This is a genomic window from Natrinema sp. H-ect4 (genome assembly GCF_041894845.1).
Classification (GTDB): Archaea; Halobacteriota; Halobacteria; order Halobacteriales; family Natrialbaceae; genus Natrinema.
Map to the genome: position 1 here is coordinate 24,672 of NZ_JBHDYC010000030.1, position 11,567 is coordinate 36,238.

The following is an 11,567-nucleotide window of genomic DNA, read 5'->3' on the forward strand; positions in this document are numbered from 1 at the left end:
TCCCTGTATTCCAGTCGACTCTAACGAACGCCGACACTATTACTGTTCGACTCGACTCAGATTCTGAGTCGTCGTTCGCTACCTACGGTGTGTATCTCGAAAATAGGTTCCTCAGTGGTTCTCTACCGTGTTATGGAGATTCAAAACCCCGGAGGACTCCCTGCCCGTCGGTCGGACCGATGTCGGGAAGAGTCGCGCGCTCGGGGTGGGGCATCAACACTGCGACGGACTTGCGCTCGCCGAGGATGCCGGCGACGTTGTGCTTGGACCCGTTCGGGTTCACGTCGGGGCCCGTTTCTCCGTTTTCGTCGCAGTACCGAAAGAGGATCCGTCCCTCGTCCTCGAGTTCGGCCAGCCGATCGTCGTCGATTTCGTAGCGCCCCTCACCGTGGGCGATGGGAACCTCGATGACCTCGCCCTCGTCGTAGGCGGCGGTCCAGGGCGTGTCGTTGCGTTCGACGCGCAGGTAGACGTGTTCGCACTGGAAGCGAGCGCTCTCATTGGTCGTGAACGCTCCCTCGGTCAGGCCGGACTCGCAGCCGATCTGTGCGCCGTTACAGACGCCGAGTACGGGAACACCCTCGGCCGCGGCCTCGCGGACCTCGGCCATAATCGGCGAGCGGGCCGCCATCGCCCCCGCACGGAGGTAGTCGCCGTAGGAGAACCCGCCCGGAAGGACGATCCCCGTCGTGTCCGCAGGGAGACCGTCCTCGTGCCAGACGATCTCGGCGTCAATGTCGAGGTGTGCGAGGGCGCGCTCGGCGTCGCGGTCGCAGTTCGAGCCGCCGAATCGAAGTATTGTGACGGTCATCTACCGCTCGTCGACCTCCACGTCGTAATCGTGGATCGTCGGGTTCGCAAGCAGCCGTTCGGCCATCTCGTCCGCTCGCTCGCGCGCGCCGTCCGCCGAGTCGGCCTCGAGGTCGACCTCGAACCGGTCGGCCGCCCGCAACTCCTCGAGTTCGAAGCCCAGCCGCTCGAGGGCTTGCTTCGTGGTCTCGGCCTCGGGATCGAGAACGCCCCGTTTGAGTCGAACCGTCACCGTCGCGGTGTAGGCGGTCATTATCTGATACCCCGTAACCGTGCTCAAAAACGCTTTCGCCTTGGCACCGCAATGCACGTTCGTGGATACCGGTGAGCCGCTGACGGCGAACGGGCGGCGTCGCCGGTTTCCGGTCGGCAGTCGCCCGGCGGCCGATGGTAATCGCCCGACGGCCGAGTTACGTTACTCGCGCGACGACGATGTCTCCCGTCGCGTGAACGGTGACCGTGTACGCGTCCAGTTGGAACGATACCTGTCCAGTGTTGCGGCCCGCGGTTCCGTTCGTCGGCTGGAAGAGCGTCTCGAGACTTTCCGGGTTGATCCGGTCGTAGAGCCGTTCGACCTCCGTCGGGTCGATTTCCGAAAGCTCCGCGACTGTCGAGACGATCGTGTTGGTAAGCGAGTCCGTTCCCGTCCAGTCGTGTGAGACGAACGCCGTCTCCCGGTCGCGATCGATACGTGATCGGCCGTGATCGTGTGGTGTTACCGTCATTGTGTTCACCCTTCGGCTGGCGACTGTCACTGTGAGTGACTGGAAAATCGTTCCACAGTAACCGGCATAAAACCCTGTCAGACATGTTACAGCCCGTTGTACGACAAAATAAACGAATTCAGGAGACGGGTGAGGGGCTGACAGCGACCGTCCGTCATACGTCTGACGAACGCGATGTCGTGACCGAGAACCGTGCCTCCCGCGGCGAGTCGTCCGGGGTGAACCGGTACGATGACCGGCCGCTAACCCGTGGTAGACAGCTGTTTTCGCTCTCGAACGACCGCAATCGGCTGCCGGCATCCTGACGACACGACGCTGGAGTCCGCGACATCCGCCGTCTCGCCGTCCGAAACCGGACCGACCGTCGGTCTCATGCGCTCTCCGCACTCTTCCGGATGGAGTCGTGTCGTCCGAAGCCCGCCTCGCGGGCGATTCTCACGGACCTCCACGGAAAGCAGGACTTTTAGCCGCTCGTGGACTGAGTTTCGTCGTGATGACGCGACACTCGCTCGAGCGGAGGTGGCAGCGGTGACGACCGACGTGACTGAAATCACGGTAATCGGAGACGACGACACCGGGCTCATTGCCCGGGTGACCAGCCTCCTGTTCGAGCGCGGGATCAACATCGAGGACCTCGATCAGGCGGTTCGCGACGACGTCTTCCGGATGTATCTCGCCGTCGACACCGCTGATATGGTCTGTACGGAGGACACGCTTCGGGACGACCTCCGCGACCTCGGCGACGACCTCGGACTCGACGTGCAGGTCCGATTCCCTGCCGACCGCGAGAACCAGCAGATTGCCGTCCTCGTCACGAAGGAGAGCCACTGCCTCGAGGCGCTGTTCGAGGCGTGGGCCAACGACGAACTCGGCGCGGACATCGGCGTCGTCATCGGCAACCACGACGACCTCCAGCCGCTGGCCGAGCACTACGACGTGCCGTTCCACGATATCGGCGACGAGGGCGGCCAGCAAAACGAAGACCAGTTGCTCGAACTCCTCGCGGAGTACGATGTCGACCTGATCGTGCTCGCGCGATACATGCGGATTCTCAGCCCGAACGTCGTCTTCCGCTACGAGGACCGAATCATCAACGTCCACCCCTCGCTACTGCCGGCGTTCCCCGGCGCGGAAGCCTACCGGCAGGCCGTCGAGGAGGGCGTCCGGGTCGCGGGCGTCACCGGCCACTACGTGACGACCGACCTCGATCAGGGGCCGATCATCACCCAGCGCGCGTTCGACGTCCCCGACGACGCCGACCTCGAGGAGATGAAACGCCGCGGCCAGCCCCTCGAGGCCGACGCCCTGCTCGAGGCCGTCCAGCTTCACCTGAACGGCGACGTCTCGGTCCACCGCGGCCGAACGTCGGTTCGAGAGAACGGCACCGACTACCAGCTCGGTCTCCCCGAGGAGATCAAGGAGTTCACGCCCGACCGGCCGGTCGACGGGATCGGTAGCGTGGTCGCGAAGGATCAGTAGCTGAGCGGGGATACCGCCGGCCGTCCGCCGGTGTCCCGAATTTCTCTCCCGTTCTCTGCGACTGTTACGATGAGCGACGGCTGATCGTCTCGGGGCTCATCGATAGTCGCACACGAGGCGGATAGCTGATCACGTCCCAGCGGTAAAGCCCTGTTCGCGACACGCCGCTCGAGGGGACGTCAAACGGGGGACTCGGAATCAGCGTCCGAGGATCAGACGCCGGACGACGCCTCCCAGATATCCCGGCAGTCGTCGCTACAGAAGTGTTTGTAGACGGTCGTCCCGTCTTCGACCGTCGTTATCACGCGCTGTTCGGCGGACGATCCAACGGAATCGCCGCAGTGTCGACATTCGGGTGTGTCCTCGTCCGTCGAGTCAGTCATCGGTTGACAGGTGGGACGTGACACACTTTAACGAATCCATTTCGGCCGTATCGGCCACGGGCGGCCAAATTTGCCGGTGCAGGTCCCGTGAGTGGACCCCGTCCGATCGCGCGGTTCGCTTTCGGCGTCGCGACGCGTTCTCTAGATCGATCGTCACGCTCTCGAACAGCGGATCGAGGTCGTCGTCGAGTTGCGATTTCAGATCCCGTCGCTCACCGTCGGTCAGCGCGACCGCAAGGGCGTCGGGGACCACGTCGGCGTACTGCGCCGCGTCGTCGGGGTTGACGTCCGTTCCGCGGAGCTATAGTAGCCACTGAACGTCACTGCACACCTAATCGCACGGTCGCATTGCGATTAGTGTATAAATCGTTTCAGTGGCTACTATAGTCGCCTACTCGCTTGACGAAGGCCTCCCGATCGGCCGGCTGCGTCGTGATCGGCGTCCTCGACGATGCCAGCCGGCTCATCGGTGTCCTCACAACTATAGTTGCCACTGAAAGTCATTGCACATCTGATCGACCGACAGCTGTATGATCAGTGTGTGAACCGTTTCAGTGGCTACTATATTTTCGTTCCGTACTGTCGGTCGTTCGAGACTGTACAGGCGCTTGTAGTCGGTTCCGGGAGCAGTACGCTTATCGCCGGTAACGGCGTACATTGGCATGTTATGGCACAGCAAAACGTCGACCAGGAACTGTTCGTCGACCAGTACACGCTCGGCCTCGTCGGTCCCGATCAGGAATGGGCGGGGACCGTCGCGGACGGCGGGACGATCGAGACGTACACGCCGCCGGGTTGCTGGGGGCCGATGGTCACGCCCGAGTTCCACGGCGGTCACGAGGTCACTCGACCGATCCGCGTCGAGGGGGCGTCCGTCGGCGACGCCGTCGCGCTTCACATCCGGGACATGTCGGTGACGAGTATGGCGACGAGCACGGGTTCGATGGCCGAGCGGGAGGATGCGTTCGGCGACGACCCGTTCGTCGATCACCGCTGTCCGGAGTGTGGCACCGAGTGGCCCGAGACGGTCGTCGAGGGCACGGGAGAAGACGCGATCAAGTGTGCCGAGTGCGGCGCGAACGCCTCCTCCTTCGGCTTCGAGTACGGCTACACCGTCGCCTTCGACGATGATCACACCGTCGGGATCACCCTCGACGAGGACGCTGCCCACGAACTCGCGAACGACGCCAGCGAGGTGATGGACATCCCCGAGAATTCCCGGCAACACCCCATCTTGCTGTACGAACCCGACGAGATGCCCGGCACGCTGGGACGGCTGCGCCCGTTCATCGGAAACATCGGAACGACCCCACCGGTCACGATGCCCGACTCGCACAACGCCGGCGACTTCGGCCAGTACCTCATCGGTGCCGAGCACGACTACGGCGTCGAGAGTGAGGCCGATCTCGAGGATCGAACCGACGGTCACATGGATATTCCACAGGTCCGACCGGGTGCGACACTGATCTGCCCGGTCAAAGTCGACGGAGCCGGCGTCTACGTCGGCGATCTGCACGCGAACCAGGGTGACGGCGAACTCTCCTTGCACACGACAGACGTGAGCGGGACCGTCACGATGGACGTCGAGGTCATCGAGGGCCTCGAACTCGACGGGCCGGTCCTCCTTCCCAACGAGGACGAACTGCCGTTTATCAGCAAACCCTACAGCGACGAAGAGCGCGAGGCGGGCCGCGAACTCGGCGCGGAACACGGCGTCAATGTCGAGGATGATATGGGCCCGATTCAGGTCGTCGGCTCCGGTGCGACGGTCAACGACGCCACGCAGAACGCCTTCGACCGCGCGACGAAACTGCTCGACATGAGCGAGGGAGAAGTCCGCTCGCGGTGTACGTTCACCGGCGGCGTCCAGATCGGCCGTCTGCCGGGCGTCGTCCAACTCGACATGCTCGCGCCGATGGACGTTCTCGAGGACCGCGGTATCGACCATCTGGTGCGCGACCAGTACGATCTGTAGGTTCAGAACGTAACACGGTCCGACTTTCAATTGCGGTGGCGCGCGCTGTGGCGCGGTTCGCCGAGGGCGAACCGCGCAACGAACTTGCGCGAGGTTGTCGCGAGTGGAACGAGTGACAGCTTGGAAGACGCAAAGCGTCTTCCAGTGGATGAGCGATTGAGCGGAGTGAATGAGCGTTACGCGGGACCAGAGGTCCCGCGAACCATCCGAACGGGTGCGAAGCACCCGTGAGGAGAAATCGGCTGGGGAGGGCGTGGCGATTCACTGTTGCCACGATAGCACCGAACTCGTTTCACGTCGTTCGCTGGACCGTTCACGACGACCCACATTCCCAGTCACAGCCAGTAGTGTCCCCCGTCGTTCGAGGGAGCAACGTCCTTCATCGGCTCTTCGATCCGCTGTGTAACAGACGGTTCTATATATCGCGTCCATCGTAGGCCGCGAGCAACTCCTGCAGATGAGCCTTTACCGTCATCGCTCGAGCGGCCGTCTCACAGGGCAGTGCCGGTGGCGGATTGTACAGTTTCTCTCCGATCCACGAGAGTAATTTTCCCACGGCATCGTCCGGAAGCTCTCCCGGCTCCCAGGCGAGCGCGAGCACCGTCCCATCGTCCTCGAGCGTCGCCCGCTCGAGATTCGTCAGCCCGTAGCACGTCGTCTTCCGGCCGTCGAGCGTCTCGATGCAGAGCGACCCGCCCTGTATTCTCCACCGCCGATCCTCGGCGACCCACTCGAAGTAGGTCTCTGTGGGAACCAGACACGCATCGTGCCCATTCAGGCCGACGATTTCACCGGGCTGCATCTCCGCTCCGAGCAGCGTCGCATCGACTCCTGCATCCGAGTGATGGGGGATCGCCTCGAGTACGGGCGTTCCGCCGGCGTGGCACTCGAGTTGAAACACGAAGTGTGCGCCGACGATGCCGTCCGTAAGCGACGCCAACTCGAACAGGACCGCTCGTCCGGCTTCGGTCGTCGTCGGAACGCGCCACGCGGTAGTCCCGTTTCGATCCGTCTCCGGGAGCCGTTCCAGTCGATCCCGAACGCCGTCCCACACTCGCCGACAGTCATCGCCGTCCGGGTCCATCCCCATCTCCTCCTCCCGAACTCGGACGACCGCAGCCGTCGTGTCGGGAAGGACCAGCTCGAGGAGGGCTCGGAACTCCGCGGCGAAGCCCTCGCACTCGAGGTGGTGTGTTCGGCTCAGCTCGGCGGACATATCCTGACGTATATTTCCGGCTGAAATATGGCTTATTCGGACTCTCGGTTCGTGTCTCCCCACTCCGCAGACCCGCCCTGTACGGCAGGAACCAACGACAGCGATGCTCCCTCCGGAATCCGATCCTCGAACTCCGCGCGCTCGCCGTCGATCGAGACCCTGACGCTCGCTCGAATCTCCTTGCCGTCGTAGAGGTGGGGCTCCGCTCGCGGGTACGACTCGACGACGGCCGCGATGGCGTCGGCGACAGTGTCGCCCGACCACTCGAGGGTCACCGTCTTGTCGCCGGTCGCACTTCGGAGCGGCCCGTACACTGTGATCTCGGTTTCCATAGTCGACACTGGGGATGAGTGGACACATATGCGGTTCGCCGACTCGAGTCGACTGATACCCGTCTGGTCGTCGGCTGCGGACGTGTATTGGCTCACTCGTCTCTGATCGAGTCGCCTCCAGGCGACCGCTACAGCCGCCGAACCGCACCGATCGCGCTCGAGAGCGGTGGCGCGTCGAAGCACTCCTGACCGGTGTAGGCGTTGGCACCGGCACAGTACAGGTCGCTGGCGGTCTCGAGGACGTCGTCCTCGAGCGGCTCGGGTGCCTCGTCACAGAGGGACTTCCAGTCAGCGACGTCTTCTTGCTTCGCTTGCGCCTTGGCGGCGTCGACGGCTTGCACCCACTCGGGCTGGGTTCGCTTGTGGTACTGGCGGAGTACCTCCTTCGAGAGCTGGGTACCCTCGTAGCTAAAGCGGTTCTCGTCGAAGGTGCCGACGACGTCGGCGACGCGGATCTCTCCCTGATAAAAGAGACACTCGATCTTGCCGTCCTCGTGGACCAGTCCGGCGGAGTCGGCCTGCTCGGTGACGATCCGATTGACCTCGCGGGCGAGCGACTCGAGGTCCTCGATCGACGCCGTCCCGGCGATCGAATCGGCTTCCTCGCGCTCGAGGTGGCGGTCTCCCTCCTCGTACTTCGTGGTGAACTCGACGATCGGATCGTCGAGGTCGACGGCCTCGTCGGGCCACCTATCGAGCGCGAGGCCGTGATCGGCGGGCTCGGTCCGATTGCGCAGGCTCGAGCCGACGGGGACCCGGTTGCGGAAGACGATCTCGAGGGGGATCAGGTAGTTCTCGCCGGCCGCGTCGTGGTAGCGCTCGTAGTCGTACTCCCGACCCTCGTTGGGGAGGTCGGGCACCTGCGTGAGGTCGATGGCCATCTCCCAGGGCGGGTGGGTCGCGTCCTCGAGGTCGACGACATCACCGTTCTCGACCACGCCGCGGTAGTGAGTGGGAACGCCTTCGGCCTCGAGCAGTTCGAAGTTGAACGCGCCCATCGTACAGAGACTCGCGCCCTTCCGGGGAATCTGGTCGGGCATCTTCCCCCAGTCGAACACGGAGTAGTCGTCGGTGAAGACGAACGACCCGCGACCGAGCTCCTCGTCGGTCGCGTCTTCCTCGATGCGGAACTCTTTGACGCTCGTCACGCGAGACACCTCAGGACGTGTTCGCCGCCGTCGATCATACTCCAGTTGCCGTGTCCGGACCGTAAGAAGGTTTCAGTATCCGGTCGATGGCCCGTGAGCGGTGACGCTCTCTCTCGTTCAGACCTCGGTTTTCGCACACTCTCAGTCGTCTTCGACGGTCGCGAGCAGTTCTTCGGCCTCCTGATGCAACGGCCCCTCGAGCGGGTCGTCGTGGACGAGTTCCCGGAGCGTCGAGTCGCACTGGGGCGTCGCTAACTCCTCGAGGGCCTGGCGACGATACCGCTCGTCGATGCGCTCCGTTCGGACGAGCGCCTCGAGTTCGTCGCACTCGTTCGCGGTTCTCAGTTCCCGAATTGCGCCCACCCGCTTTTCCTCGGCGGCTTCCTCGTCGTGGGCAAGATCGACGCATTCCTCCGGCGTCCGTGAACTCATGCGTGAGCGTTCGCGGTCCACGCCGATAATTCTGCGACCTGCGTTCGACGGACGGGCGGACCGTGACCGAAGCGGCGGCTCGGCGGCAGGGAGCATCCGGTCGGAGTGTTTTCCGACTCGAGACCGAACGCGATTGCGTGCAGATACCGATTTCGGCCCGGGACGCCGCATCCGACCGCCGCTCATCCGCGGGCCGACGATCGCGACGAATCGGCGACTCGTTCGGTCTCGAGGTGGCGACGAGATGAATCCGATCCCGTTCGGTCTCGGGATACTCCTGCTCGCCGCCGTCGTCGCGGATCTCCTGTGGACGACGCTCTGGGTCGAGGGGGGTGCCGGGCCGCTCACCTCGTGGCTGATGGCGGCGACGTGGAGCGGGTTCCGGCGGGTCGGCGATCGGGGCTCTCGCCTGCTCACCCTCTCGGGGCCGTCGATCCTCGTCGTCGGTCTCGTCACCTGGCTCGTCCTCCTCTGGACCGGTTGGACGCTCGTCTTCGTGAGCGCCGAATACCCCCTCATCGATACGGTCGACGGGAGTCCGATCTCCTGGTCGGACCGGATTTACTACACTGGCTACACGATATTCACCCTGGGAATCGGCGACCTCGTTCCGCGCGAGGGACCGTGGCAGATCGCGACGACGCTCGCGACGGCCAGCGGGATGCTCTTCGTCACCCTGAGCGTCACCTACGTCCTCTCCGTTCTCGACGCCGTCACGCAAAAGCGGTCGTTCGCGAGCAGCGTGAGCGGTCTCGGGGCCCAAAGCGACGGGATCCTCCGAACCAGTTGGAACGGCGAGGAGTTCGACGGACTGGCGCTGTCCCTGAACGAACTCACGTCGCAGCTGAACACGCTCACGGCGAACCACAAGGCGTACCCGATTCTCCACTACTTCCACAGCAGGCAGACCGAACGAGCGCCGGTGACGAGCGTCGCCCTCCTCGACGAGACGCTCACGCTGTTGCGGTTCGGCGTTCCCGAGCGGGACCGTCCCAGCGACACGATCGTCAGAAACGCGCGGGCGAGCGTCGATAGCTATCTCGGAACGCTCGACGACGCGTTCATCGACCCCGCCGATCGGTCTCCGCCGGCCCCGTCGCTCGAGCCGCTGCGCGATGCGGACGTGCCGACCGTTTCCGACGGGGCGTTCGACGCGTCCGTGGCGGACCTGCGCGAGCGCCGCCGACTGCTGCTCGCGCTCGTCGAATCGGACGTCCGACAGTGGCCGACCGCGGAATCGGCGTGACCGTCGTCTCGCCTCGAGATCAGTTGCGGACAGTTCGGCGGATCCGCTCGATGGCCGGTCCGCTGGCGCGCCTCGATCGGCGCCGGCTTCGAGCGACGGCTGTATCGTCGTCCCCGCGATTCCGCATTCACCATGCTTTTCTCGCTGTATGAGTATCGTTTCCTCGATGGAGCGACCGGTGACCGAGGCCGACTTGACGTTCGATCACGTTCCCGAGACCGACCAGTCGTTCGAGAACGCACTGACAAAGGCACGCGACGGCGACCGGCTCACGGTCGACGACGCGATCGAGTTACTCACGACGGGAACCGAGAGCGAGGGGATCGACCGAAAACGCAAGGAGCGCGTGCTCGAGGCGGCGGACCGACGCCGCGCCGAGCAGGTCGGCGAGGAGGTCACCTTCATCGCGAACCTGAACAACAACGTCACGACGGCCTGTAACGTGGGCTGTCTCTTCTGTAACTTCAAGGACGCCGCCCACACCTTCGAGCGCGAGACGGAGATCGAGACCGCCGGGTTCACGAAGACGCCCGCGGAGTCACGCGAGATCGTCGCTGACGCCGTCGATCGCGGTATTTATGAGGTTACGTCGGTCTCCGGGCTTCACCCTGCGTTCGCGCTCGACGAGGAACACCGGGAGATCCTCAACGACCACCCGAACCCGAAGGAAGTCAACTACAAGCCCCCCGAACTGTACGACACCGACCCGGGCACCTACACCGACCAGATTTCGGCGATGAGCGTCGACGGGGTGCACGTTCACTCGATGACGCCCGAGGAGGCCTACCACGCCCGCCGCGGTACCGACTGGTCCTACGAGGAGGTCTACCGGCGGCTGCAGGAGGCGGGGCTGGATACCGTTCCCGGAACCGCAGCGGAAATCCTCGTCGAGGAGGTCCGCGACGTGATCTGCCCCGGCAAGATCAGTACGGACGGCTGGCTCGAGGCCATGGAGGCGGCCGCGAACGTCGGCCTCAGGATGACGGCGACGATCATGTACGGCCACGTCGAGAACGAGGCCCACCGCGCGATGCACTTAGAGCGGATCCGGGAACTGCAGGATCGGACCGGAAACATCACCGAGTTCGTCCCGCTCTCCTTTATCCATCAGAACACGCCGCTGTTCGAACACGACGTCGTCTCGGGCGGCGCGAGCATCGACGAGGACGAACTGATGATCGCCGTCTCGAGGCTGTTCCTTGATAACATCGACCACATCCAGTCCTCGTGGGTCAAGTACGGCGACGAACAGGGGCTGAAGCTGCTCAACTGCGGGGCTGACGACTACATGGGAACGATCCTCTCCGAGGAGATTACGACCCGTGCCGGCGGCGAGCACGGCGAGTTCCGCTCCTTTTCGGACTACGTCGAGATGATCTCTTCGATCGGTCGAGTCCCGGTCGAGCGCTCGACCGACTACGAGCAACGCCGCGTCATCGACCCCGACGACCCGCCCTTCGGCCCCCGACTCGGGCCGAAAGCCGACGGGACGGCGCTGCTGACTCGCGAAGAACGGGACGAACGCGATACCGTCTCCGCAGACGACTGATCGGAGAGCCGCGTCGATTGGTCTCGAACTGCTCTCTGACGCTCTAGAGCCGTTGCTTCTGTACCGAAGAGCGAATTTAGCACGGCAGGGATCGGTGCAGACAAGCGGCGTATCGCTCGAGACTGATCAACCGCTATGCGGTGGCGCGCGCTGTCGCTCGTCCGAACGGCAGTGAGGGCGGGCGTCGATGCCGTGCGAGGTCTTCGCGAACTTTGTGAGTGACGGCTTGGAAGACGCTCGCGTCTTCCAGTGGATGAGCGAGTGACCGGAGG

At 64.1% G+C, this 11,567-nt stretch carries 13 protein-coding genes; 4 read left to right on the forward strand and 9 right to left on the reverse strand.

Annotation, left to right across the window (positions count from 1 at the left end; translation table 11 throughout):
• Positions 1 to 130 precede the first annotated feature (130 nt).
• From purQ to ACEWFR_RS22510, 3 genes are all read right to left on the reverse strand, one after another.
• Positions 131 to 811 (reverse strand): phosphoribosylformylglycinamidine synthase I, encoded by a 681-nt coding sequence (gene purQ / locus ACEWFR_RS22500; protein ID WP_374063138.1) that lies wholly within the window; start codon positions 809 to 811, stop codon positions 131 to 133.
• Complete coding sequence (gene purS, locus ACEWFR_RS22505) at positions 812 to 1,063, reverse strand: phosphoribosylformylglycinamidine synthase subunit PurS (RefSeq protein ID WP_098724389.1); 252 nt, start codon at positions 1,061 to 1,063, stop codon at positions 812 to 814.
• A gap of 157 nt (positions 1,064 to 1,220) precedes the next feature.
• On the reverse strand, positions 1,221 to 1,535 hold the full coding sequence (locus ACEWFR_RS22510) for a HalOD1 output domain-containing protein (protein ID WP_098724388.1): 315 nt from the start codon (positions 1,533 to 1,535) through the stop codon (positions 1,221 to 1,223).
• Positions 1,536 to 2,054: 519 nt separating this feature from the next.
• Here ACEWFR_RS22510 and ACEWFR_RS22515 point away from each other — a divergent pair.
• Positions 2,055 to 3,014: a formyltetrahydrofolate deformylase gene (locus ACEWFR_RS22515; protein WP_176548110.1), complete on the forward strand. Its 960-nt coding sequence runs from the start codon at positions 2,055 to 2,057 to the stop codon at positions 3,012 to 3,014.
• A 212-nt stretch (positions 3,015 to 3,226) separates the two neighbouring features.
• On the opposite strand, the gene ACEWFR_RS22520 is transcribed toward ACEWFR_RS22515, so the two are convergent.
• Complete coding sequence (locus ACEWFR_RS22520; RefSeq protein WP_374063139.1) at positions 3,227 to 3,397, reverse strand: hypothetical protein; 171 nt, start codon at positions 3,395 to 3,397, stop codon at positions 3,227 to 3,229.
• Positions 3,390 to 3,650, reverse strand: coding sequence for a hypothetical protein (locus ACEWFR_RS22525; protein ID WP_374063140.1), 261 nt, complete (start codon positions 3,648 to 3,650; stop codon positions 3,390 to 3,392). Before ACEWFR_RS22525 ends, ACEWFR_RS22520 begins: the two co-directional genes overlap by 8 nt.
• A 414-nt stretch (positions 3,651 to 4,064) precedes the next feature.
• Here ACEWFR_RS22525 and ACEWFR_RS22530 point away from each other — a divergent pair, with 414 nt between their 5' ends.
• On the forward strand, positions 4,065 to 5,372 hold the full coding sequence (locus ACEWFR_RS22530) for an acetamidase/formamidase family protein (RefSeq protein WP_374063141.1): 1,308 nt from the start codon (positions 4,065 to 4,067) through the stop codon (positions 5,370 to 5,372).
• Positions 5,373 to 5,787: 415 nt separating this feature from the next.
• Here ACEWFR_RS22530 and ACEWFR_RS22535 read toward each other — a convergent pair whose 3' ends face one another.
• The 4 genes from ACEWFR_RS22535 to ACEWFR_RS22550 all read right to left on the reverse strand — a co-directional run bounded on the left by ACEWFR_RS22535 (position 5,788) and on the right by ACEWFR_RS22550 (position 8,500).
• Complete coding sequence (locus tag ACEWFR_RS22535) at positions 5,788 to 6,588, reverse strand: hypothetical protein (RefSeq protein ID WP_374063142.1); 801 nt, start codon at positions 6,586 to 6,588, stop codon at positions 5,788 to 5,790.
• Positions 6,589 to 6,620: 32 nt separating this feature from the next.
• Positions 6,621 to 6,920: a MoaD/ThiS family protein gene (locus ACEWFR_RS22540; protein WP_374063143.1), complete on the reverse strand. Its 300-nt coding sequence runs from the start codon at positions 6,918 to 6,920 to the stop codon at positions 6,621 to 6,623.
• 128 nt (positions 6,921 to 7,048) lie between these two features.
• On the reverse strand, positions 7,049 to 8,068 hold the full coding sequence (locus ACEWFR_RS22545; RefSeq protein ID WP_374063144.1) for a phosphoribosylaminoimidazolesuccinocarboxamide synthase: 1,020 nt from the start codon (positions 8,066 to 8,068) through the stop codon (positions 7,049 to 7,051).
• A 141-nt stretch (positions 8,069 to 8,209) separates the two neighbouring features.
• Positions 8,210 to 8,500 (reverse strand): hypothetical protein, encoded by a 291-nt coding sequence (locus tag ACEWFR_RS22550; RefSeq protein WP_374063145.1) that lies wholly within the window; start codon positions 8,498 to 8,500, stop codon positions 8,210 to 8,212.
• 244 nt (positions 8,501 to 8,744) lie between these two features.
• Between ACEWFR_RS22550 and ACEWFR_RS22555 the strand changes: the two genes are divergently transcribed.
• Together ACEWFR_RS22555 and cofH are read left to right on the forward strand one after the other, a co-directional pair.
• Complete coding sequence (locus ACEWFR_RS22555) at positions 8,745 to 9,746, forward strand: ion channel (protein ID WP_374063163.1); 1,002 nt, start codon at positions 8,745 to 8,747, stop codon at positions 9,744 to 9,746.
• A 166-nt stretch (positions 9,747 to 9,912) separates the two neighbouring features.
• Positions 9,913 to 11,295: a 7,8-didemethyl-8-hydroxy-5-deazariboflavin synthase subunit CofH gene (gene cofH / locus ACEWFR_RS22560; RefSeq protein WP_374063164.1), complete on the forward strand. Its 1,383-nt coding sequence runs from the start codon at positions 9,913 to 9,915 to the stop codon at positions 11,293 to 11,295.
• Positions 11,296 to 11,567 lie beyond the last annotated feature (272 nt).

Coding starts and splice junctions, on each gene's coding strand:
- ACEWFR_RS22540 (WP_374063143.1), bottom strand. CDS start 6,920: ATGGAAACCGAGATCACAGTGTACGGGCCGCTCCGAAGTGCGACCGGC.
- cofH (WP_374063164.1), top strand. CDS start 9,913: ATGGAGCGACCGGTGACCGAGGCCGACTTGACGTTCGATCACGTTCCC.
- ACEWFR_RS22520 (WP_374063139.1), bottom strand. CDS start 3,397: ATGACTGACTCGACGGACGAGGACACACCCGAATGTCGACACTGCGGC.
- ACEWFR_RS22510 (WP_098724388.1), bottom strand. CDS start 1,535: ATGACGGTAACACCACACGATCACGGCCGATCACGTATCGATCGCGAC.
- ACEWFR_RS22550 (WP_374063145.1), bottom strand. CDS start 8,500: ATGAGTTCACGGACGCCGGAGGAATGCGTCGATCTTGCCCACGACGAG.
- purS (WP_098724389.1), bottom strand. CDS start 1,063: ATGACCGCCTACACCGCGACGGTGACGGTTCGACTCAAACGGGGCGTT.
- ACEWFR_RS22530 (WP_374063141.1), top strand. CDS start 4,065: ATGGCACAGCAAAACGTCGACCAGGAACTGTTCGTCGACCAGTACACG.
- purQ (WP_374063138.1), bottom strand. CDS start 811: ATGACCGTCACAATACTTCGATTCGGCGGCTCGAACTGCGACCGCGAC.
- ACEWFR_RS22555 (WP_374063163.1), top strand. CDS start 8,745: ATGAATCCGATCCCGTTCGGTCTCGGGATACTCCTGCTCGCCGCCGTC.
- ACEWFR_RS22535 (WP_374063142.1), bottom strand. CDS start 6,588: ATGTCCGCCGAGCTGAGCCGAACACACCACCTCGAGTGCGAGGGCTTC.